Origin of the sequence: Chitinophaga japonensis (genome assembly GCF_007830125.1) — a bacterium.
GTDB lineage: Bacteria > Bacteroidota > Bacteroidia > Chitinophagales > Chitinophagaceae > Chitinophaga > Chitinophaga japonensis.
The window spans coordinates 360,911-382,556 of the sequence record NZ_VLLG01000004.1 but is presented as its reverse complement, the minus strand read 5'-3'; the positions used below and the strand labels follow the sequence as shown (position 1 = coordinate 382,556).

Sequence of the window (21,646 nt, the reverse complement as noted above, 5' to 3'; positions counted from 1 at the left end):
GCTTCTCCGTATTTTATATGGTGTACCCCTTTGGGGGTATTTCTCCCTTACCGCCATCCGGGTACTTTTACCGTAGTTTAATACACCTATACTGTGAGATTTATATACACTGTTCTACTGGTATTACCCCTTTACACCGCTGCCCAGGATTTTAACGGCAAGCGCCTGCAATGGAACCTGGACGCCAACGCCGACAAGCGCATCCGGGCGGCATTTATTTCCGGCGGTTATGCGATGGGCTCCGAATCGGTAACGGTGGCGGTGGAAAACCTGACCGAACAAAAGCTGACCGCTACCATACGGGTAACCCAGACCGACGTTTGCGGCGCCGTTTCGGAAAAGAAAGTAACGCGCACCGTGCCGCCATTGGGCAAAGCCGGCGGCAGCCTCTGGTTTGACGGCTATACCTTTTCCACAAAATGTACGGAAAAGAAAAAGTACAGCGACAAGTTCTATACCAAAGTGGGAAACGTACAACTGGAGCTGGTGTCCGTACAGGAAGTGAGCCCGCCCGTTAAAACTACCATAGAGACGAAGCGGGATAGCATGACATTCAAATACATTCCCTACAAGCAGGGCTCCGGCAAAAAAGGCGGCCACCTGCAGGGCGTCAATACCCGCAAGCACATGGGGGCGGTGCTGAAAATAACGGCCTGGAATAACAGTAATAATAAAACGGCACTGGAAAATCCCGATGCAATGACGGTCATTGAAATAAAGCTGGCCCCGGGCGGAGGTTTTAATCAACCGCTCCCGTTTGAGCATTATAAGATAGACATAGAGGCCGTGCCCTATACCTGGGAGAAAAAGCCGGGCCTGATAGATAAAGGCAAAGAGATTATCCGGGAGGAGGTAACATCCCCCAAAGGAGAAAAGGACAAAAAGGTGAAATATGACGGGCCCATCCGGGGATAATGATCAACCTTGAACATCAGGTGATATTCTTCAGTTAAAATGAACCCAATGAAAAAGATACTTTCCCTGGCAGCGGTACTTTTGCTGTGCAGCAGCAGATCATGGGCGCAGGAGCCTGCGCCGGCCGGCGAGCAGCCGGTGTATTTTGTATATGCCACCGGCCAGCGTACCGATCAAAAGCTGAAGGTGCTGATCATTAGCACGCATATCCTGCGCGGCAGGAACTTTGCTTTCCCCTACCAGCCCACCACGGTCAGCATGTCCCTGGACTTCAACGAGATCATCACCCGGATCGGGCAGAACGAACGGCATTTCAGCACGGAGTATGACAATATACATTTCAACCCGGTGCAGGTGGAAGAGCTGTATGGCGGCTACCTGAGGTGGAATATACAACTGCAGTACCACGGGGACCTCACCTCTTCGGACAATAGCCTCAGCGCCATTGAAAAAGTACGGGCTGCGCTGATAGAGGACCATATCCGCAAAGGGTACCGGGTATACCAGGTACGCTTTACCCCGCTGGTGGACGGCGAAAACCTGTCCGGTTACCGCTATTACGATGCCGGCACCTCCTCGTATAAAAACCTGGTGCTGGATAAAGTATCGCCCCTTTCGCCGCTATGGATCACCCCCTATATGAAAGGCGACATCAAAGGGATACTGGCCGGGATAGGCAGCAGCCTGGATCACCGCAGCAGCGGCGGCGGGATCGTGATCGAGGATGCAGGCAGTTCGCGTAAGTCCTCTTCCTATTCTTCCAATTCCTCCTCCAAAAAGACAAGCGAAGACCCGGACAAGTGGAAAAGGCAGGCGGAGCTGAACATGTGGCAGGCCGGTAACCTGGAAGCGGAGGGAGATGCCCTGTACCAGCGGGGCACCATCTTCTACCCGCAGGCATTGGAGAAATACCGGCAGGCGCAGCAACTGTACGCTACCAGCCGGGTGCAGTCCAAGATCAATAACATTAACGGCCTGGTGGGAGGCGTAAAACTGATCCTGGACGCAGGCGAATCCGTAGAAAAAGCCATTGAAACGGCAGACCCGCAGAAGAAAACCCGCTTTGTACAGGGCTTTGTAAATTATACCGGGCTACTGGGCAGCTATGGCAATATTACAAACCCCCATGCGCAAAACCCCATGGGCGCTTTCTTTGGTTTTAACGGGCACCGGATGTTCCTGAGCTTTGAAACAAGGATCGGGTATATCGTGTCACCCGTATATGAATACACGGTAGGCGGCTTGAACAACACCACCACCAGCGACAGGGTAGGCGTACAGCAAAGCAGCCTGGGGCTGGGCCTCTCCGGGGGCCTGAACATCCCGCTGCGTGACCTGGTGATCTATGGCATGTATGGATTTGACCTGATGGTTATTCCCCTTAGCAATGAAGTGCTGACACCGGGCTTTTCCCTGGAAGACGATCCCACATTCCCCTCCTTTATTACCAAATGGACCTTTGGCGCAGTGTACAGGTTTCCCCGGACCCGTATCGGGCTGGGCATACAGTACAACCTGAACACCATCAAAGGAGAAGAGGACCGGAGCGAGCCGGTGATCAATAATAAATACCCCGACGAACATTATTACCTCCGCACCACTACGGATGAGCAATATAAATTCAATAACGCAGGCGTAAGTTTCATCTGGATGTTATAGCCCCAAGCATCCATTCAACCCCGGGCATCCATGCCGTTTATAAAACAGCGGACCCGTTACCAACCGGTAACGGGTCTTTTTTTATACAATCAGTCATTTGTAAATATCAGGCCAGTTGCTGCTGCCGGAAAGCGAAGCGCTTTACCAGCGCATAAGCGCCAAACAGCAGGGCGCTGTAAAAGATGTTCCCCAGGATGATGTTCAGGAAAAAGCTGCCGAACAGGTCGTTGCGGAAAAAGGGTATGCCGGCGGCAAAGCAGGCCATCAGTCCGCTGAAGGTATGCGGGTACATATTGCCCAGCAGCCAGGTGCCGAAATTGGTGACCAGGAAGAACAGCACGCCGGTGCCTACAGCAGCCAGGAAAACAGTCAGCGCGTTCACCTTCTTCATGCGGGTGCCTATCCAGGTAATGAGCAGGAAAGCGCCGTATACAAAGAACATGGCGCCGCCATAAAAACCGTTGATATTGGTGAAGAGCTCAAAGCAAAGATCGGTCAGGAACAGGGTAACCACGGGCACGATGTAGGCCAGCCGCCTGTTCTTTATCATGATGCCGCCAAACAGGGCGCTGGCCCCGATGGCCGTAAAGTTCCAGAGCTGCAGCTCATTGGTTACCAGTCGGCTCAGGCCGGCCAGCAATATTAATCCTGCAATCAACAGTATTTCAGGTAAAGCAGTCTTTTGTTTTATCATCAGCTAACAATTTACGGGTATCGCTAAATTACGGTAAAGTTACCAAATTATTTCACGGGCACGGTGGCCTTGTACAGCAGGGCCTCGCCGCTTACCTCGTACGTTTCGCCGCTGCATACGAACACGGCCTGTCCTTTCCGCAGCGCCAGGCGGTCCGAGCCGGTAATAAGGGCCTCACCGGCCAGCACCAGCAGTATTTCCGCCGCCCGGCTGGTATGTTCGTATACGCTGCCGGGTTGGAGCGCAATACGGCTCACCACGAAATCAGGCGCAGGGGAGGCGTACACCTTTTCCGCCGGGCTGGCGGCCGTTTCGCCTTTGAGTATCTGCGGGTGCACGGCTTCAAAGCGGGTATGCTTCAGCAGTTCCGGCACGTCAATATGCTTGGGCGTAAGGCCGCCGCGCAGCACATTGTCCGAATTGGCCATCAGTTCTATGTTCTGGCCTTCCAGGTAGGCATGCGGGATGCCGGCGTCCTGGAACACGGCCTCGCCGGGCTGCGCCTGTACAATATTGAAGAAGTAGATGGAGAAGATGCCGCGGTCCAGCCGGTCCGCGCCCTGCGGGTCATTGGCAATGGCGCGGCCCGCCCAGAAAGCGGGATCGGTTTTGGGCAGCGTGCCGGCCTGGTAGGCTGGCAGCACCCTTTCCGCCAGCGGGCGCAGCAGGCTGTTTACCTGCTCCTGCGGCATTTCCATGACTGTTTTATACAAGCCGTAATAGCTTTCCTTTTCGTATATACCTTTCAGTGAGGCAAATTCCGGTACGGTGTCCAGCACCTGCGCCAGCTTGTCTTCCGGTAAAAAACCATGTAAGAGCCAGAACTCGCTCAGCGCCACCATGATCTCCGGCTTGTGGTTGGCATCTTTATAATTGCGGTGCGCTGCGCCCAGCGGGATGCCGGCTTCATTCTCGCGGGCAAAGCCTTTTTCCGCTTCCGCCTTGGTGGGGTGCACCTGTATGGACAGCATGTCCTTTACATCCAGCACCTTGAAGAGGTAGGGCAGTTCGCCAAAGCGCTCCCATACCTGCTGGCCGATAATGGCTGCCGGCTGCCGGCTGATCAACTGGTCCAGCGTGGTGGTATCACCGTTCAACTGTATCAAGGAAGGCGCGCTGGGATGGGCGCCCATCCAGTACTCCGCGGCAGGCTCCTTGCCGGCAGGCATGTCCAGTAATTGCGGGATGTAGGAATAACCGCCCCATGCATAGTGTTGTACCTTACCAGTCAGCCTGAATAACTTTTTCTCAACTGCAGCCATTTATGTAGATTTATTGATGATCAGTGTTAAAAACCGGTCTCAAAATTAGTTGAAAAAATGGCTTTCCATAATGAGCTGGGCAAAAAAGGAGAGCGGATCGCGCAGATTTACGTGCGGCAGCAGCGCTACAGCATCCTGCATATCAACTGGAAATGGGGGCATAAGGAGATAGACATCATTGGCAGCCGGGACAACTGCCTGGTGTTCTTTGAAGTAAAGACCCGCACCGGCAGCCTGTACGGCTGGCCGGAGGAAAGCGTACATCATAAAAAAAGGCAGCACCTGCAGGGCGCTGCCGAAGCATTTATGGAAAGGACCGGCCAAACTCCGGCGGCTATACGTTTTGATATTATCGCCATCACCTTTACGGACGGGGAGCGGTATGAGCTCACGCATTTTGAGGATGCGTTCTAGTTCCAGATGCCCGTATAGCTGGAGGGCGTAATGGCTTTCAGCTCCTTTTTAAGCGCGGCGCTGATCTTCAGCCCTTCAATGAATTTGTGGATGGTCTGTTTATTGATCTGGTCGCCGCCGCGGGTCAGCTCCTTCAGAGCTTCGTAAGGCTGCGGGTAATGCTCGCGGCGCAGTACCGTCTGTATGGCTTCGGCTACCACGGCCCAGTTGTTTTCCAGGTCTTCCTTCAGTTTGGCTTCATTCAGGATCAGCTTGCCCAGCCCTTTCTGCAGGGAGCGCAGGGCCAGCATGCTGTGGCCAAAAGGCACCCCCACGTTGCGCAGCACCGTGGAGTCCGTAAGGTCGCGTTGCAGGCGGGAGATGGGCAGCTTGGCGCTAAGATGCTCGTAAAGGGCGTTGGCCATGCCCAGGTTGCCCTCCGCGTTCTCGAAATCAATGGGGTTTACCTTATGCGGCATGGCGCTGGAGCCTACTTCGTCCTTCTTCACCTTCTGCTTGAAGTAGTCCAGCGAAATGTAGGTCCATACATCGCGGCAAAAGTCCACCAGTATATTATTGATGCGTTTCAGCGTGTCAAAATGGGCGGCCAGGTTATCGTAATGCTCTACCTGGGTGGTGTAGCGCATGCGTTGCAGGCCGAGGGCGCCGTTCACGAACTTGTCCGCAAACTTTTCCCAGTTCACTTTGGGGAAGGCTACATGGTGGGCATTGAAGTTGCCCGTAGCACCGCCGAACTTGGCGGCAAAGGGCACGTCGCCCAGCAGCCGGATCTGTCCTTCCAGCCTTTCCACGAATACCATTACCTCTTTGCCCAGTATGGTGGGAGAGGCGGGCTGTCCGTGCGTGCGCGCCAGCATCGGTACTTTCATCCAGCTTTTGGCCAGCTTTTTCAGCTCCAGCACCAGGTTGGCAATGGCCGGCATGTAAAGCTGCTCCACCGCGTCTTTCCAGAGCAGGGGGATAGCGGTATTGTTCACATCCTGGGAGGTAAGGCCAAAATGCACCCATTCCAGCTTGTCCTCCAGGCCCAGGCGCTTCAGCTCGTTCTTCACAAAATACTCCACGGCCTTTACGTCGTGGTTGGTGATCTTTTCGGTTTCCTTGATCAGTTGGGCGTTTTCAAGGCTGAAGTCCTGGTATATCTTACGCAGGGCGGGCGCTTTGCCCTTGGGCAGGGAGAACACCTTCTGTTCCGCCAGGGCAATGAAATATTCTATTTCCACCAGTACACGGTAACGGATCAACGCAAATTCGGAGAAATAAGCGGCCAGCTCTTCCAGTTGTTTCCGGTAACGGCCGTCCAGTGGTGAAATGGCGGTCAAAGGTTGTAATTGCATATATTCCAAGTTCTAAATTCCAAATCCCAAATTCCAAAATTGATATATCCCTTAAACTATTGGCAGACTGTATTTTACATAAGTACTTATCCACCTGTTTGGGATTTGGGTTTTGGAATTTGGGATTTCTTTTAATTTTGGCCCCAAAAATACAGAAATTGGAACGGAAAGTAAAAGTAGCGGCGGTAAGTTATTTGAACACCAAGCCTTTATTGTATGGTTTCAGGGGACATGCAGTGATGAAGATGATGGAATTATCTATGGATTACCCGGCCATGATAGCCCGGCAACTGATAGAAGGAAGCGTAGACGTGGCGCTGGTGCCGGTAGCGGTGATCCCTAAAATGCAGGAGCATCATATCATTTCAGATTTTTGCATAGGGGCGGAGGGACCGGTGGCATCGGTATGCCTGTTCAGCGACGTGCCTCTGCAGGAGATCAAACGTATATACCTGGACTACCAGAGCCGCACCTCCGTAGCTTTACTGAAGCTGCTGGTGCGCGACTACTGGAAGCTGAACGCCGAGCTGGTGCAAACCTCCGGCGATTACCAGCACCTGATCAAAGACGCCAATGCCGGCCTGGTAATTGGCGACCGCGCGCTGGAGCAGCGTAAAAGATCGCCCTACATCTACGACCTGGCCGAAGCCTGGATGCGCTTTACCAGCCTGCCCTTCGTATTTGCCGCCTGGGTGAGCAACAAACCGCTGCCCATTGCATTCATCCAGGAATTTAATAATGCCAACAGCATCGGTATTCACAATATTCCCGCCGTGGTAGCGGAAAATCCCTACCCGCTGTTTGACCTGACGGCCTATTACACCCACCATATCAGCTACCCGCTGACACCGGCCAAACGCCAGGGTATGCAGCGCTTCCTGAGCTACTTACAGTAGCCGTTCAATGAATAATGAATAATGAAAAATCGTAGCAATCGTGTTGCGGTAAAACACTTGTGTTACGGGCTATTATTAATTATTCATTATTAATTATTAATTATTTAATTTCAGTAGAAATACTGCGTCATGAAAATCGGTATCCTGGGCAGCGGAGCCGTAGGGCTCACTTTAGGCGCCGGGTTTGTAGGAATGGGCCACCATGTCGTTATTGGAACACGTAATCCTGCCAAAGAATCACTACAGCAATGGGCCAAACGCCAGGGGCCCGGGGCCACTATCGGCACTTTCAGGGAAGCGGCCGCCTCCGGCGACCTGGTGGTGATCTGCGTAAGCTGGACCGGCGCCAAAAGCGCCATCGAGCAGGCGGGCATCTGGAATTTCAAGGGAAAGACCGTAGTGGATGTAACCAATCCCCTGGACGGCAAAGGACCGGATGAGGAAGGGCGCCTGTCATTCGTGAACGGGCTTTCATCCGCCGGGGAGCAGATACAGGCCTGGCTGCCGCCGGACGCCAACGTGGTGAAAGCCCTGAGCTGCGTAGGGCATGAGATCATGTTCCAGCACAGGCAGGACGGGGAAAAGCCCACCATGTTCATCTGCGGCAATGACCCCGAAGCCAAAAAGCAGGTAACGGAAGTACTGCACCAGATGGGATGGGAAGACGTGGCCGATATGGGCAGGATCATCATGAGCCGCAATATAGAGCCCCTCTGTATCCTGTGGAGCGCTATCGGCTACCGCACCGGGAAATGGGATCACGCGTTCAAGATCGTGAAGAAATGAGGTGCGGACAGGCACATCACTTCTTCAGGGCATCTTTCATCTCCTTCACCGTTTTCATCTCTTTCACCTTAATATAAAAGGCGGGATCTACCTTGAAGTATTTCGGGTCCATATAGCTGAGGTTAGTCGTAGCCCACAGCGGACCGGGATAAATGAACTGGTAGTTGTTGATCCCCACCGTTACCTTCACCGGCATGTCAAAATTCTTGATATCGGATGACCAGCGGAAGTACAGCACCTGGCCTACAATGCGGTACTGCAGCTCCGGCAGGGTAGTATCCCGCAGGTACTGGTCAAAGACCTTGCTGAGGTCCCTGCCTGCATGCTGGGAGATGTGACGCTCCACCTGCGCGCCGGTTACGGTCTTGTGGTAGTAATCGGTATTCAGCGTATGCAGCATCCAGCGGAAGCGGTCGTCATTATCAAATATCTTACGGATCATGTGCAGCATGGTGCCGCCCTTGTAGTACATGTCGCCGGAGCCTTCGCTGTTCACACCGTAATGACCGATAATGGGAATGTCGTTCTTGATGTTCTTACGACAGCCGATCAGGTATTTTTCCGCCTCCTCCGGGCCGTACATGCATTCAGTGAACAGGGTCTCGGAGTAGTTGGTAAAGCTCTCGTGCACCCACATATCTGCAATATCCTTGCTGGTGATATTATTGCCGAACCACTCGTGGCCGCTTTCATGCACAATAATAAAATCCCATTTCAGCCCTACGCCGGTACCGGACAGGTCCCTGCCCTTGTAGCCCATCTGGTACTTATTGCCATAGGCCACGGCGCTCTGGTGCTCCATGCCCAGGTGCGGAGTTTCCACCAGCTTGTAGCTGTCCTTGTAAAAGGGATATTTGCCGAACCAGAACTCGAAGCAGCCCAGCATGGGCTTTACCACTTCAAAATGCTTGCGCGCCTTGTCCAGGTTATAGTCCAGCACCCAGTAGTCCAGGTCCAGCTTGCCGGCCACGCCGGCGTAAGTGTCCTTGAATTCTTTATAGTGGCCGATATTCAGCGCTACGTCGTAGTTATTGATCGGGCTGTTCACCGTCCATACGTAGGTAACGGTGCTGTCCTTGTTGGGTATTTTCAGTTTGAGGCGGCCGTTGGAAACGTTGATCAGGTCCTGCGGCACCGTTACGTTAATAGTCATGTATTCCGGCTCATCGCTCTGGTGGTCTTTGTTGGGCCACCACACGCTGGCGCCCAGTCCCTGGCAGGCGGTGGCTATCCAGGGGCGGCCCAGGGAGTCGCGCGCCCATACTACGCCGCCATCCCAGGGGGCATTCACGGCTTTGCGGGGCTGGCCGTGATAATACACGGTCAGCTTGCGGGTAGTGCCTTTCTTTTCCGCTTTATTGAATTGTATGAAAAAGGCGTTGCCGTCCCTGGTAAAATCCAGTTTGGAATGGGTGGTGATCTTCAGGCTGTCGATATCCAGTATCACGCTGTCTATTTCCATCGGTTCCTGCAGGTCTATCTGCATCATGCTGTCCGGGCTTAATACTTCATAGGTAATGGTATTGTACCCGCTGAGGGTGCTGTCCTCCAGGTGCACATTCACATGAAGATCGTACGCCACCACATCCCACCAGGCGCGCTGCGGGGTAATAGTGCCCCGCAGGGTATCTGCATGGGTGAAATGCGGTTGCTGTGCTCCCTTTAGCGGCGTGTTCTGTTGTGCGCCGGCATGTAACGCCGTGATCAAAACCATCATAACAAGCATAGGTATTCCACGCATATTCAGCAGTATATTTTGGGCGGAAAGATATTAATTTGCAATGTAAAATGTAACATTTTAATGTACAAATACACAAAATCCAAATCCCGAAATCCAAATTCCAAACGTGGGCAAACCACCGGTCATACGAACGCTTACTCCATAGCCGGGCGATGGCCGCCATTTTGGAATTTGGGATTTGGAATTTGGATTTTATTATCATGTTCCTGTCAGTCCCGGACCACGCATCCGCAACAGGTATTCCGCTGCAATATTGTAGAAGGCATCGCTACCCTGGACCCGGCGTTTGCCAAAAGCCAGGCCATTATCTGGGCGGTGCACCAGTTGTACAGCACCCTGGTGGAGCCGGACAGCCAGATGGTGATCCGTCCCAGCCTGGCTACCCGCTGGGAAGAATCCGCCGACCACCTGACCTATACTTTTTATTTACGGCGCGACGTATACTTTCATGATAACGAAGCTTTTCCCAGCGGCAAGGGGCGGCGCCTCACTGCGCAGGACGTGGTGTACAGTTTCCGCCGCCTCATGGACCCGGCCACCGCGTCGCCGGGCGCCTGGGTGTTCAACGGCAAGGTAGACCCTGAAAAGGGATTCAAAGCCCTGAACGATTCCGTTTTCCAGCTTACGCTGCTGCAACCCTTCCATCCCATACTGGGCATCCTGAGCATGCAGTACTGCTCCATTGTGCCCCGGGAAGTGGTGGAAAAGCACGGGCAGGATTTCCGGCGGCATCCCTGCGGCACGGGCCCGTTCCTGTTCCACCAATGGGAGGAGGGGCAGGCGCTGATCCTCCACCGCAACCCGCGCTACTTTGAGAAGGATGCGCAGGGCCGCTCGCTGCCTTACCTGGATGCGGTGAAGATGACCTTCCTGGACAACAAGGCCACCGAGTTCCTGCTGTTCCGCCAGGGGCAACTGGATTTTATGAACGACCTGGACGCCTCCTTTAAAGACGAGGTGCTGACCAAAACCGGGCAACTGAAGAAGAAATGGGCCGGGAAAATGGTGCTGGCCAAAAGCCCTTACCTGAATGTAGAGTACCTGGGCTTCCTGCTGGACAGCAGCAAAACGGCCGTACAGCAGTCACCCACCCGCCTGAAGAAAGTGCGGCAGGCCATCAACTACGGTTTTGACCGGGTAAAGCTGATGACCTACCTGCGCAACAGCATCGGTACGCCGGCCACCGCGGGCTTTGTGCCCCGCGGCCTGCCTTCTTTCAGCGCAGAAAAAGTAAAAGGCTACAGCTATGACCCCTCCCTGGCCAGGCAGTTGCTGGCCGAGGCCGGCTTTCCACAGGGCAGGGGCCTGCCGGAACTGCGGCTGCTCACCATCCCCATGTATGCGGACCTGGCCAATTACATTGCCAACCAGGTGCAGGAAATAGGCGTGCGCATACAGGTGGAGGTGGTGCAGAAAAGCCTGCTGCTGGAGCAGACCGCCAAATCGGCCGCCGGGTTCTTCCGCGGCACCTGGATAGCGGACTACCCGGATGCCGAAAGCTACCTGGCCTTTTTCTATGGGAAGAATCCTGCGCCGCCCAATTACACCCGCTATGCCAATCCCGCCTATGACCGCCTGTATGAGCAGGCCCTGCAGGAAACCAACGATTCCCTGCGCTACGAGATGTACCAGGCCATGGACCGCATGATCGTGGAGGATGCGCCGGTGGTGCCGGTGTTCTATGACGAAGCAGTGCATTTCCTGCAGCCCTGGGTGCAGGGCATGCAGGATAACGGCTTAAATATATTGGAGTTACGCCATGTGAAAATTAATAATTAACAATTAATAATAGTAATCGTAACGCAGGCGTTTCATTGAAACACGATTGTTAAGGATATTATTAACTTTTAATTATTAATTTTTAATTAAAACGGGCGTACCTTTGTTCCTTATCATTCATTTTTTTAAAGTAAGTTGATGACTGCGATTCTGATCTTTTTCTGTGTGCACTGGTTCTTATCATTGTTCTTTCACACATTCTTCCTGCACCGGTACGCATCCCACCAGATGTATACTGCCAGCAAAGGCTGGGAACGTGTATTCTATTTCTGTACCTGGTTCTTCCAGGGCTCTTCCTACCTGGTTCCAAGAGCATATGGCGTAATGCACCGTATGCATCATGAATATAGCGATACTGAACATGACCCGCATTCCCCGCACTTCTTCAAGGACGTGTGGACGATGATGGTGCAGACCCGCAAACTCTATAACAGCTTTTTGACCCGGAAAAATGTACCGGATGCGAAATTCACCGAGGAGCCGTTGCCGGAATGGCATGCACTGGACCGTATTGGCGACCATATGATCACCCGCCTGATCTTTGCGATGGGTTATATTGCCTTTTACGTAGCTTTTGCACCAAGCTGGATCTGGTTCCTGCTGTTGCCCATACACTTCCTGATGGGACCTGTGCAGGGCGCTATTGTAAACTGGTGCGGCCACAAATACGGCTACAGCAATTTCAATAACGGGGATCATTCCAGGAACACTTCCCCCTGGGGCATCCTGCTGCTGGGAGAGCTGTTCCAGAATAACCACCACAAGTTCAAGGACAGCCCCAACTTTGCCAAGAAATGGTTTGAGCTGGATCCTACCTACCCGGTAATGAAAGCCATGAACTGGATCGGGATCATCAAATTGAAAAGTGCAAGGGTAACAAAGGCGGAGATGAAGAAAGCAGCAGCGTAAATAATACAACGATTGAATAAAAAAAGCAGCGGGTGATGTTCATCCGCTGCTTTTTTTTATCGGTATACCGTATCACCTGAAGGGTTTATACTGGCTGGTGCCCGCTATTGCCAGCATTGGTTTGTCCCCGCTGCTGTCCCCATAGGCGTACACATGCTCAAATGCCTGCAGGTCATAGGCGTCCCGGATGCGGCAAACCTTTTCGTCCCCGTTGCAGTTCAGCCCTGCTATGTTGCCGGTCAGCCGGCCGTTCTCCACTTCCAGCCGGGTAGCGATGCAGGTAATGCCCATGGCCGTGCACCAGGGCGCTACCCAGTCCTGGGCCGACGCGGTGACCACCACCACCTGGTGGCCCTTTGCCAGGTGCTGCTGTATGGCGCCCAGGGCAGCCGGCCGCAGCAGGCGGGGCAGGCGCTGCCGGCAAAAGGCTTCACACTTCTCCGTAAAAGCCGCCTGCGGCGCGCCCCGGAAAAAATACCGCAGCACGACCTGTTTAATGGTATGGCTGGAAAGCACCTTTAATTTAAACAATACCAGCGCCGGGGAAAGCACCAGTAATCCTGCATACATAGCGGGCGCGCCCTTCTGGAACCGGATGATCTCGAAAAGCGTGTCCCGCCGGGTAATGGTACCGTCAAAATCAAAGAAAGCAATAGCAGACATTTATAAATTATTATTTATCAGTAGCTTACCTTATCTGATTGACAATTATCAGGAGGAAGCAACTGCCTTGTTAAAAGTAAAATCACAGGTATCAGCCTATAAATTATTATAAACTAATATGCTGTAAGGTTTACTTCATAATTTTAATTTTTTGAAGATAAACTCCGGTATTGATTTGATAATCAGCATAATGTAGCGCCAGAACCATTTTACATACAGTACGTTCTTTCTGGAAGCTCCCCCTTTTAAAATGGCCTGGGCCACATCGTCCGGCTGGGCGGTGAGCAGTGGTGGCAGTTGCAGGCCTTCGGTCATGCGGGTATATACAAATCCGGGTTGTACACTCATGACATGCACGCCCTGGTGAAAAAGCCGGTTGCGCAGGCCGCTGAGATAAGCCGTAAAACCGGCCTTGGCGCTGCCGTACAGGTAGTTGCTCTGCCGGCCCCGTTCTCCCGCCACAGAGCTGATACCAATGATCATGCCCTGGCGGCGCGCAGCATAGTCGTTGGCCACTACGTTCAGGATGGACACCGCCCCCGTATAGTTGGTGTGGAGTATGCGGCTGGCTTCCTGCCAGTTGGTTTGCCCCAGCTCCTGGTCGCCCAGGTAGCCGAATACGCAGATGGTGATGTGGGGCCGTGGCTCCAGGCTTTCATAAAAGGCAGCATGGCTGTTAAAGTCCAGGGCGTCAAAAGCGTGGGAGCTGGCAGCAACGCCGTAGCGGATGTGCAGGTCCTGCTGCTGCGCCTGCAAAAAGGAGGTGTTGCGGGCGGCCAGTTGTATATCATACTTTGCGGCGGCAAACCGGCGGGCGATAGCTACGGCCATATCCGACCCCGCACCCAGAATTAAAACAGTAGGCATTTATGTAATTAATAATGAAGAATTAAGAATTAGTAATACTTGTAAAACAGGTATGCTTATAATGAATAATTGATAATTAATAATAAAGTGCCGGCATCTTTGATACAATTATTTATATGCATGGCGCTCAGCCCCTTAATTATTCATTATTCATTATTAATTGTTAATTGCAGCCTGTCAGACTGTAAGGACCTGAATCGGTATGTATGGTTGTACTGCTTTACAATCTCTGCAAACCGCTGTACATGGGGATAACTTTGCCAGAACACTTCCTGTTTCATACGGGCATCTTTGGACAGGTACAGCCGGCCGCCGTACTGCAGCACCAGGGCATCCAGCTCATCCAGGAAGGGCAGCAGCCCTTTGCGCACCGGGAAGTCCAGCGCCAGCGTATAGCCCTCCATAGGGAAGGAGATCAGGCTGTCCTGTTTGCCGAACACCTTCAGCACCGCCAGGAAAGAGCCCCAGCCTTTGCTGCTGATACGCTGCAGGATGGCCACCAATCCGTCTTTCTGCTCCAGGGGCAGCACAAACTGGTATTGTACAAAACCCGCCTTTCCGTAACCGCGGTTCCAGTGCAGGAACGCATCCAGCGGGTAAAAGAACGGCTCATAGGATACCACGTTGTTGATCTCCCTTTTGGTGTTCTTGGCATAGTACAGCCAGTTAAACGCCTTTACCGTAAGGGTATTCAGCACAAAGGAAGGCAGGTTGAACGGTACGGTGAGCTTCTTCTTCTCCGGCAGTTGCAGGGGGGCCTGGCGCTGCTGGCCGGACAGGTCCTCCGGCTGCGCATGCTCTCCCACGATCAGGATGCTGCGGCCAAAGGAATCGCCCTTCTGCAGGCAATCTATCCAGGCTACGGAGTAGGTGTAATGCTTGTATTCTTCGAACAGGCGGATCACTTCCTCCAGGTTGCGGGCTTTTATCTGCCGCTGCTTGATGTAGGAGGTGGCGATCTTTTTCAGCCGGAACCGCACGCGGGTGATTACGCCGGTAAGGCCCATGCCGCCGCAGGTGGCCCAGAAGAGATCCGCTTCCGTATGAGGGGAACAGGTAAGCGGTCCGCGGGAGGTGATCACCTCCATATCTATAATATGATTGGAAAAGGCGCCGTCCACGTGGTGGTTCTTGCCATGCACGTCTGAGGCTACGGCGCCGCCGATGGTAATGAATTTTGTACCGGGGGTTACCGGCAGGAACCAGCCCTTCGGCACAATAATGTCCAGCACCTGGTCCAGCGTAATGCCGGCCTGGCATTCAAAAATGCCTTCCGCTACGTCAAAGTGCAGCACCTTGTCATACTTCAGGGTGGAAATACTGTGGGCTCCCAGGGAAGCGTCGCCATAGCAGCGGCCGTTGCCCCTGGCTATCAGGGAGGAGGAGGGTGTATCCAGTAGCGCCTGTAGCTGGTCTTCCCTGGAAAAGGTGCTCTCTTCACAGGAAACGACAGGGTAATTACCCCAATTTGCTAACCGTTTTTGCATTAGTCAAAAAAACTTTTGTTTGCCGGTAAATAAATGATCACATAAAAGCTCAGGATCCACAGGGCTATGGTTAATTGGATAAAACGGTCTTTGTACAGGATTTTGGTAGGGGACCCGGTGTTGTTGTCCACGTAGGTTATTTGCAAATATCGTAATAATCCGGCAATAACAAAAAGGGTCGTGTAATACAGGCGGTAGGTCCGGAAGCGCTCGATGGTGACAGGGTCCAGGGTGTACATCAGGTAGCACACGATGATCACGGCCGAAAGCAGGGCCAGCACTACGTTCATGAAGTCCATGTTATAGCCTTTGGAAGCCTTGCGCATTTCCTGCCCGGATGCGTGTTTGATCAGCACATCGTCCCGGCGCTTGGCCACCGCCATAAACAATGCCAGCAGGAACACCATTACCACCAGCCAGGACGATACAGCCGTATCGGATGCGATGCCGCCCGCCCGGATGCGCAGCACAAAACCAATGGACAGGATGATAACATCAAGAATGGATATATTTTTCAATCCCAGGGAATAGAACAGGTTGAGGATGAAATAGATGCCCACCACGAACAGGAACTTGGGCTTTACATACCAGGCCAGGGCCAGGCCAATGCCCAGGCAAAGCACAAAGAACACCAGCGCGGCCGGCCTGGATACGGCGCCGGAAGCCAGGGGGCGCTTGCACTTTACGGGATGCCGGCGGTCCGCCTCAATATCCTTATAATCATTAATAATATACACGCTGCTGGCTACCAGGCTGAACGCAAAAAAGGCCGCTATCAGTTCGCGTATAACCGACAGGGAAAATAGCTCTCCTGCAAAAAAGAGGGGTATGAACAGGAACAGATTTTTGACCCAATGGTGGGGCCTGAGTAGTTTCAGATACTGCACGGGGATAAACGGTGATTGATTCCGCGGCAAGATACGATTAAAAGTAAAAAGCTGAAAGCTATTGGCGCGGATGTTTGTATTCGCTTTGACCAGCTTTCTGCTTTTTGCTTTCAGCTTTATGTGTATTTTTGAGCCTTTCAATGAATCATAAACGTTCCCCATATATGACATCAGGGTCGTCCCTTTACCAGAAACGTAGTCTCTTTACCGTAGCAGAGTCGCTGATCATTATCGGCCTGGCGCTGGTGCCGCTGTTCGCCACTTTCCCGTACCGGGTCAATATTTTCCTTTCCTGGGAGGGGGCCTACCGCCTGTCTACCGGGCAGGTGCCCTACAAGGATTTCGGGCTGCCGCTGGGCTACGGCTTCTGGATCATACCGGCCCTGTTCTTCAAACTGTTCGGGCCGCAGCTCATTTCCCTGGTAAAAGCCCAGGTACTGATCAATATTATTGCCGGCTTTTCCTTCCGCGCTATTTTAAAGCGGCTGGAAGTGGCGCCGGCCGTGCGTACCTTGTCGGTACTGGTGTTTGTGCTGTCTTATTCCTTTTTCAATTTCTGGCCCTGGTATAATCATACAGTGATCGTGTATGAACTGGTGGGGCTGGCCTTCCTGTTCCGCTTCATGACCAGCCCGAAGGGCCGGGTACGGTTACTGGACCTGGCACTGGCCGCCCTCTTCGTGTTCCTGTCCATCTTCACCAAGCAGGATGGGGGCGGACTGGCCCTGCTGCTCTGCCTGGCCCTGCTGCTGTATAACAGCATACACGACAAAAGCTGGTGGGACATCCCCCTGTTCCTGGGCTTCCTGCTGCTGATAGCTGTGATCTTCATTGCGCCGTTGACCCGCTACGGTTTCGGCTACTGGTTCAACCACGGGCAGCCGCCTCACAATTCCCGCCTGGCTGTCAGCGATTTTGCAGAGGAGATACTGGGCGCTTCCCAGTGGATCAAGTTCTACCTGCTGCTGATCGTACTGAGCCTGGTGCCCGCCCTGCGCCAGTTCAGGGCCTTCTGGCAGCAAAAGACCGCCATGCTGTTTACGCTGCTCACCCTGGGCATACTGGCGGAAGCCGCCCTCTTCCAGGTAACCAGCTATACGCCGCCGGACAATAACATTTTCTTCCATGCCTTTGCCTTCGCGTTCTTATGCGCCCGCTTCAGCGCCATCCAGCAGATAGACCTGGGGCAGCGCAAGGCCTTTACCGCCGGCGCACTGCTGGTGCTGTTATGGTGGTCCGGCACTTTCTGGAAATACATAGACCGTGTATTTGCCCGCATATTTCCGCCGGCCGCCACCACGGAAAGCGTGGCCGGGCATCCCGCGCCGGGGGAGGAGAACGTGGTATCCCGCCGCAACTTTATGCTGAATACGGATACTACCCACGATGTGCCTACCTCGCAGTGGATCTTCTCCAGCCTGCCGGCGTTTGAAAAAATATACATGCCGCCTTCCACGGTAGAAGGAATGGAACGGCTGCTGAACATGCCGGTAGTAAAAGAGAAGCAGGACAGCATTAAAGTGCTGAACATGACCGAGTTAACCCCCCTGGCGCATGCCATGCCCTTTAAGCTGGAAACCGGCCAGGACTACCCGCTCTGGTACCACCTGGGGGTAGGCATGTTCAACCGTCAACTGGATGCCTTCACGCAGAAGGTACGGCAGCATCATTATGACCTGGTGCTGTATGAGTACGCCCCGGGCCTGAACAATTTCTTTCCCTTTGCCTTACGCAACGAGCTGAAACAGCATTACCGGCAGGTAGACCAGTTCCTGGCGCCCCGCCGTCCTACGAATGCTACCATCGAGGTATATGTGAGGCCGTAAAAAAATTTTCCGGCATACCCAACCTTTTTGAAGAACAGGACTGTCTGGATAATAAGAAGCCGGAAGTAGGAGGTATGAAGTATGATGTAGAACGTATGATGAATGAAACAGGAAATCAGTATCATAGACTATATTTTGTATTTCATGAGGCATACTTCCAGTATCCTATTCCATAATTCTTACTTCTTTACTTCATCCTGACCTTATCTGAACATAGCAATTATAATAACTCCTGCGGCGACCTGGACCAGATCCTGGAAGGCTGCTGCAGGAATGACCGTTTGAGCCAGGAACGGCTGTATTCCTTTTTTTTTGACAGCATGCTGGCTATGGTCCGGCGGTATACGGCCGACAGGGACCAGGCGATCGATATACTGAACAACGGCTTCCTGCGGGCATTCAAAAAAATAGGGGACTATCGCCATGCCGGCAGCTTCGAGGGCTGGCTGCGCCGGATCATGGTGCATGCCGTGGCCGACTACTTCCGGCACGGGCAGGGGCAAACGAAAGAGCAATCAACAGCGGAGATACCTGAACATTTATTACATGCCAACGATCCTGACCAACTGGGATACAAGGACTTGCTGCTGGTGCTGCAGCGGCTGCCGCCGGTGACCCGGGTGGTGATCAACCTGTTTATAATAGAAGGCTATTCCCACAAGGAGATCGCCGCCCTGCTGCATATCAGCACCGGCACCTCCAAATGGCATGTAGCTGAAGGTAAAAGGATATTAAAAACACACGTGAGCGCACTGCATGGATGACAAGCACTTACATATCGGGGATTGGCTGAAAAAGGCCGCGCAGCAACCCGCCCCAGATGCCGGGCAGGAGCTGAAGCAGCAGGCCTGGGCCCGTATGGCCGCCATGCTGGATAAGGAGCAGGGAACGGATACGCAGCCCGCACGCCGCCAGCCCTTGCGCCGGTTCCTCCCGCGCCGCGCCCCCTTGCTCATATCCCTGGGGGCGGCCACCTGCGCGCTCACTACCTGGTTTATATGGCAGGCAAGCAATCATACCGCGCAGCAGCCCACACCTGCAGATACCGCAACTGTATTTGCAGGCCCTGCCGCCACTGCTGCTACGCCGGGCAGCCTGACTGCCGGCGGGCAGGACACCCTGCAGGCCCGGCTGCCGGCAAGGGCCGCCAGCGGGACCGGGACTGCCAATAACGGTATGCCCGCGCAGCTTCCCCCGTTCACTGCCACAAACGGGGCGGGGCAGCAAGCCCCCGGCCCCGCCGGGCTGCCTGGTACAGGAGCTAAGCATCCTGTAGCCGGCCGCACGGCCTTTCATCCATCTGCCCGCGGAAACATATCCCAGCCGCTTAGCTCCGGCAATGGCGCTGAAACAAACCCTGCCAACCCACTTGATGATACACCGATACCCTCGCCAGCCGGCCGGCAGCAATTGCCTGGCGCCCGGCTACCGGTCCATACACAAGGGAGGGCGGCAACAGGCGGCAGGGCAGGGGCGCACCCGCCAACTCCCGTGAATAACAATCATTTACAAGCTCTGCCTACTATTAATTTATATGCCTTGCAAACGCCGGCATTAGCGGCGGATAGCCACCGCCGCCAGGTACCGCTACCACTGTCCACCGCGCCGCCGGGCAGCAAGCAAGGTTCCCGGCGCTGGGCCCTGCAGGCCGGGCTGTTGTACCCCTTCAACGGCGCCTATGGCATCCAGGCCGGGCTACTGTACACTTTCCCCCTGGGGAAGCACTGGAGCCTGCAGTCGGAGGTAAATGCGGGCTTCATTACCGGGTACGACAGGTATTTTGAGCACCAGGCAGTGCGCAATACCCGGGTAGACTCCATGGGCAATAATATCACGCTTTACAGGAAAGATACCCTCACCACGCCCTATACCCTGCAACGGATTTTCAGCGGAGCCGCCGGCATTCACCTGGCCTATACCACGCCACGGGTAACCCTGCGTACCGGCCTGGTATACAGTGGCGCGCTGCCCGGTGGTAGAAAGGACAGCGCTATTACCAGCGGCGGCGCCGTAACCGTGGATTCCCTGAACCTGCAAACGGAATTCAGCACGCCGGCCTTCAACAGCGGGCGCCTGCTAGGCATTCACCAACTGAACTGGAGTGTGGATGCCGCCTACCAGCTAAGGCCCCGTATCCAGGCTGGCATCCGCTATCGCGCAGCCCTGCTCCGGTCCGGGGGAGATGACGGATTTAAAGGCCCGGCCAGGGCGGTGCAGGACAACAGCCTGCTGGAACTGTACCTGCGTATTCCGCTGGGCCGTTAAATAATTACCGGCGCCACCCAACCTTTCTGCGCTTTGTGCCTGTCTTACAGAGATATAAACCATTTTATCTTATGCACAAACTTCATGTATTACTGATGCTCACGGGCGGGTTCATTATCGCAGCCACCGCGTGCAGGAAAGAGAACACTTTGCAGCAAGCCGGCCAGGAAGCCTTCGGCGCCCTGTATGACAGTACAGGGCATGACACCATCCGGCCCCCGCACGACACGCTGCCACCGGACTCATGCCCGCACGATACGGTGCCACACGACACCATTCCCTATCCGCCGCATGACACGGTTCCTCATCCGCCACATGATACCTTGCCGCATGACACCGTTCCCTATCCGCCGCATGATACCCTTCCCGGGGATTCTGCGCGGTACAGGAGACCTTAGAAGATGTTGAAAAAGCTAATAATGGGTAGCTTGTAGGATTACTTTAGGTTTAGTGCTTAAGCACTTTGAATACAAGCATGTAGTAGGACATAGCCCTGGCATTCCTGCCGGGGCCTTTTCATTTTATTCGGACATTACGCTGGTGTATATCTCGTCAAAGGTGCGGCCCTTGTCCTCCGGCCAGCGCGCGGAAAACTTTATTTCCAGGTGCTTCAGCAGTTGTACGCATAACAGCACATCGTCCAGGTCCATATCGTGCAGCATCATGGTGACCATCTGGCTGAGGCGCTTTACGGCAGCCTGCAACACCTTTTCGCCGGCGGCCGTGATCTTCACCCGTTTGGAGCGCCGGTCTGCCGGGTCCGTCACTTCCGTGATATAGCCGCTTTTGCGCAGGCGGTTCAGCAGGTCCGTGCCGGTAGACATTTCATAAATGGTGGCATAGATCACATCCGACTTGCGGGGATCCTTCAACCGGGTAATCGTATTCAGGAGGGCAAACTCCTCGAACTGGCTGATGCCGGTGCCTTCCAGCGCAATGCGGGCATAGAGCTGGTGCAGCCTTACAATGCGGCCCATGGTCTTGAGCAGTAAGCCTTCCGGCTTCAGGGGCTGCAGCCCGCCGGTTTGCGCTGCCGTATTTACCGGTTCCTCCTGCTTTTCCCGCAGCAGGTGATAGCGGCAGAAATCGGTGATGCTGCCATCCGGGTATTTCTCTTCATAGGCAGCCCAGGCATTCACTAGCGTAACTGTTTTGTTCATATTGCTACGGATATAGAGCAAATTAATAAAAAATATTCCAGGAGCATTGTTTTTACAACGAATACAGACTATATTTGCGACGAATACTATAGATACGTA

20 protein-coding genes are annotated in these 21,646 nt (G+C 53.8%); 11 read left to right on the top strand and 9 right to left on the bottom strand.

Annotated elements, in window-relative coordinates:
- Positions 1 to 93 precede the first annotated feature (93 nt).
- Both LX66_RS18670 and LX66_RS18665 read left to right on the top strand, forming a co-directional pair.
- Positions 94 to 915 (top strand): hypothetical protein, encoded by an 822-nt coding sequence (locus LX66_RS18670; protein ID WP_145716390.1) that lies wholly within the window; start codon positions 94 to 96, stop codon positions 913 to 915.
- Between the two features lie 48 nt (positions 916 to 963).
- Positions 964 to 2,574, top strand: a complete 1,611-nt coding sequence (locus tag LX66_RS18665; RefSeq protein WP_145716388.1) for a hypothetical protein — start codon at positions 964 to 966, stop codon at positions 2,572 to 2,574.
- A 106-nt stretch (positions 2,575 to 2,680) separates the two neighbouring features.
- On the opposite strand, the gene LX66_RS18660 is transcribed toward LX66_RS18665, so the two are convergent.
- Together LX66_RS18660 and manA are read right to left on the bottom strand one after the other, a co-directional pair.
- Positions 2,681 to 3,268, bottom strand: a complete 588-nt coding sequence (locus LX66_RS18660) for a DUF6580 family putative transport protein (RefSeq protein WP_145716386.1) — start codon at positions 3,266 to 3,268, stop codon at positions 2,681 to 2,683.
- Between the two features lie 47 nt (positions 3,269 to 3,315).
- A complete protein-coding gene (gene manA / locus LX66_RS18655; RefSeq protein WP_145716384.1) occupies positions 3,316 to 4,530 on the bottom strand; it encodes a mannose-6-phosphate isomerase, class I in 1,215 nt (404 codons plus the stop codon).
- Between the two features lie 57 nt (positions 4,531 to 4,587).
- On the opposite strand from manA, the gene LX66_RS18650 reads away from it, so the two are divergent.
- Complete coding sequence (locus LX66_RS18650) at positions 4,588 to 4,944, top strand: YraN family protein (protein WP_145716382.1); 357 nt, start codon at positions 4,588 to 4,590, stop codon at positions 4,942 to 4,944.
- Here LX66_RS18650 and purB read toward each other — a convergent pair.
- Positions 4,941 to 6,281: an adenylosuccinate lyase gene (gene purB, locus LX66_RS18645; protein ID WP_145716380.1), complete on the bottom strand. Its 1,341-nt coding sequence runs from the start codon at positions 6,279 to 6,281 to the stop codon at positions 4,941 to 4,943. The two genes, LX66_RS18650 and purB, sit on opposite strands and share 4 nt — an antisense overlap.
- Before the next feature lie 158 nt (positions 6,282 to 6,439).
- Between purB and LX66_RS18640 the strand changes: the two genes are divergently transcribed.
- Together LX66_RS18640 and LX66_RS18635 are read left to right on the top strand one after the other, a co-directional pair.
- Positions 6,440 to 7,177 (top strand): menaquinone biosynthetic enzyme MqnA/MqnD family protein, encoded by a 738-nt coding sequence (locus tag LX66_RS18640; protein WP_145716377.1) that lies wholly within the window; start codon positions 6,440 to 6,442, stop codon positions 7,175 to 7,177.
- Between the two features lie 129 nt (positions 7,178 to 7,306).
- Positions 7,307 to 7,963, top strand: coding sequence for an NADPH-dependent F420 reductase (locus tag LX66_RS18635; protein ID WP_145716375.1), 657 nt, complete (start codon positions 7,307 to 7,309; stop codon positions 7,961 to 7,963).
- Positions 7,964 to 7,979: 16 nt separating this feature from the next.
- Here the strand turns inward: LX66_RS18635 and LX66_RS18630 are convergent, their stop codons facing one another.
- Positions 7,980 to 9,680: a M1 family metallopeptidase gene (locus tag LX66_RS18630; RefSeq protein WP_244620450.1), complete on the bottom strand. Its 1,701-nt coding sequence runs from the start codon at positions 9,678 to 9,680 to the stop codon at positions 7,980 to 7,982.
- A 195-nt stretch (positions 9,681 to 9,875) separates the two neighbouring features.
- Here LX66_RS18630 and LX66_RS18625 point away from each other — a divergent pair, with 195 nt between their 5' ends.
- Both LX66_RS18625 and LX66_RS18620 read left to right on the top strand, forming a co-directional pair.
- Complete coding sequence (locus LX66_RS18625; protein WP_244620449.1) at positions 9,876 to 11,483, top strand: ABC transporter substrate-binding protein; 1,608 nt, start codon at positions 9,876 to 9,878, stop codon at positions 11,481 to 11,483.
- A 138-nt stretch (positions 11,484 to 11,621) separates the two neighbouring features.
- Positions 11,622 to 12,392 carry an acyl-CoA desaturase gene (locus LX66_RS18620; RefSeq protein ID WP_145716369.1) on the top strand — a complete coding sequence of 257 codons (771 nt, stop codon included), beginning with the start codon at positions 11,622 to 11,624 and terminating at the stop codon, positions 12,390 to 12,392.
- A 72-nt stretch (positions 12,393 to 12,464) separates the two neighbouring features.
- Here LX66_RS18620 and LX66_RS18615 read toward each other — a convergent pair whose 3' ends face one another.
- The 4 genes from LX66_RS18615 to LX66_RS18600 all read right to left on the bottom strand — a co-directional run bounded on the left by LX66_RS18615 (position 12,465) and on the right by LX66_RS18600 (position 16,296).
- Positions 12,465 to 13,055, bottom strand: a complete 591-nt coding sequence (locus LX66_RS18615) for an HAD family hydrolase (RefSeq protein WP_145716367.1) — start codon at positions 13,053 to 13,055, stop codon at positions 12,465 to 12,467.
- Between the two features lie 135 nt (positions 13,056 to 13,190).
- Positions 13,191 to 13,922: an SDR family oxidoreductase gene (locus tag LX66_RS18610; protein WP_145716365.1), complete on the bottom strand. Its 732-nt coding sequence runs from the start codon at positions 13,920 to 13,922 to the stop codon at positions 13,191 to 13,193.
- A 146-nt stretch (positions 13,923 to 14,068) separates the two neighbouring features.
- Entirely contained in the window at positions 14,069 to 15,409 is a 1,341-nt protein-coding gene (locus LX66_RS18605) for an FAD-binding oxidoreductase (RefSeq protein WP_145716363.1), read from the bottom strand.
- Positions 15,409 to 16,296 (bottom strand): decaprenyl-phosphate phosphoribosyltransferase, encoded by an 888-nt coding sequence (locus LX66_RS18600; protein WP_145716361.1) that lies wholly within the window; start codon positions 16,294 to 16,296, stop codon positions 15,409 to 15,411. Before LX66_RS18600 ends, LX66_RS18605 begins: the two co-directional genes overlap by 1 nt.
- Before the next feature lie 164 nt (positions 16,297 to 16,460).
- Here LX66_RS18600 and LX66_RS18595 point away from each other — a divergent pair, with 164 nt between their 5' ends.
- The 4 genes from LX66_RS18595 (at position 16,461) to LX66_RS18580 (ending at position 20,785) form a co-directional block, all read left to right on the top strand.
- Positions 16,461 to 18,122 carry a hypothetical protein gene (locus LX66_RS18595; RefSeq protein WP_145716359.1) on the top strand — a complete coding sequence of 554 codons (1,662 nt, stop codon included), beginning with the start codon at positions 16,461 to 16,463 and terminating at the stop codon, positions 18,120 to 18,122.
- Between the two features lie 194 nt (positions 18,123 to 18,316).
- Positions 18,317 to 18,886, top strand: coding sequence for an RNA polymerase sigma factor (locus LX66_RS18590; protein ID WP_145716357.1), 570 nt, complete (start codon positions 18,317 to 18,319; stop codon positions 18,884 to 18,886).
- Positions 18,879 to 20,387 carry a DUF3575 domain-containing protein gene (locus tag LX66_RS18585; protein ID WP_145716355.1) on the top strand — a complete coding sequence of 503 codons (1,509 nt, stop codon included), beginning with the start codon at positions 18,879 to 18,881 and terminating at the stop codon, positions 20,385 to 20,387. Before LX66_RS18590 ends, LX66_RS18585 begins: the two co-directional genes overlap by 8 nt.
- A 71-nt stretch (positions 20,388 to 20,458) precedes the next feature.
- Entirely contained in the window at positions 20,459 to 20,785 is a 327-nt protein-coding gene (locus LX66_RS18580) for a hypothetical protein (RefSeq protein WP_145716353.1), read from the top strand.
- 123 nt (positions 20,786 to 20,908) lie between these two features.
- Here LX66_RS18580 and LX66_RS18575 read toward each other — a convergent pair whose 3' ends face one another.
- Positions 20,909 to 21,547: a MarR family winged helix-turn-helix transcriptional regulator gene (locus LX66_RS18575; RefSeq protein WP_145716351.1), complete on the bottom strand. Its 639-nt coding sequence runs from the start codon at positions 21,545 to 21,547 to the stop codon at positions 20,909 to 20,911.
- Positions 21,548 to 21,646 lie beyond the last annotated feature (99 nt).

Excerpts from the sequence above, each read along its gene's own strand:
- LX66_RS18630 (WP_244620450.1), bottom strand. The coding sequence starts at position 9,680 with ATGATGGTTTTGATCACGGCGTTACATGCCGGCGCACAACAGAACACG.
- LX66_RS18610 (WP_145716365.1), bottom strand. The coding sequence starts at position 13,922 with ATGCCTACTGTTTTAATTCTGGGTGCGGGGTCGGATATGGCCGTAGCT.
- LX66_RS18635 (WP_145716375.1), top strand. The coding sequence starts at position 7,307 with ATGAAAATCGGTATCCTGGGCAGCGGAGCCGTAGGGCTCACTTTAGGC.
- LX66_RS18650 (WP_145716382.1), top strand. The coding sequence starts at position 4,588 with ATGGCTTTCCATAATGAGCTGGGCAAAAAAGGAGAGCGGATCGCGCAG.
- LX66_RS18585 (WP_145716355.1), top strand. The coding sequence starts at position 18,879 with ATGGATGACAAGCACTTACATATCGGGGATTGGCTGAAAAAGGCCGCG.
- LX66_RS18575 (WP_145716351.1), bottom strand. The coding sequence starts at position 21,547 with ATGAACAAAACAGTTACGCTAGTGAATGCCTGGGCTGCCTATGAAGAG.
- LX66_RS18595 (WP_145716359.1), top strand. The coding sequence starts at position 16,461 with ATGACATCAGGGTCGTCCCTTTACCAGAAACGTAGTCTCTTTACCGTA.
- LX66_RS18620 (WP_145716369.1), top strand. The coding sequence starts at position 11,622 with ATGACTGCGATTCTGATCTTTTTCTGTGTGCACTGGTTCTTATCATTG.
- LX66_RS18580 (WP_145716353.1), top strand. The coding sequence starts at position 20,459 with ATGCACAAACTTCATGTATTACTGATGCTCACGGGCGGGTTCATTATC.
- LX66_RS18615 (WP_145716367.1), bottom strand. The coding sequence starts at position 13,055 with ATGTCTGCTATTGCTTTCTTTGATTTTGACGGTACCATTACCCGGCGG.
- LX66_RS18660 (WP_145716386.1), bottom strand. The coding sequence starts at position 3,268 with ATGATAAAACAAAAGACTGCTTTACCTGAAATACTGTTGATTGCAGGA.
- purB (WP_145716380.1), bottom strand. The coding sequence starts at position 6,281 with ATGCAATTACAACCTTTGACCGCCATTTCACCACTGGACGGCCGTTAC.
- manA (WP_145716384.1), bottom strand. The coding sequence starts at position 4,530 with ATGGCTGCAGTTGAGAAAAAGTTATTCAGGCTGACTGGTAAGGTACAA.
- LX66_RS18605 (WP_145716363.1), bottom strand. The coding sequence starts at position 15,409 with ATGCAAAAACGGTTAGCAAATTGGGGTAATTACCCTGTCGTTTCCTGT.
- LX66_RS18665 (WP_145716388.1), top strand. The coding sequence starts at position 964 with ATGAAAAAGATACTTTCCCTGGCAGCGGTACTTTTGCTGTGCAGCAGC.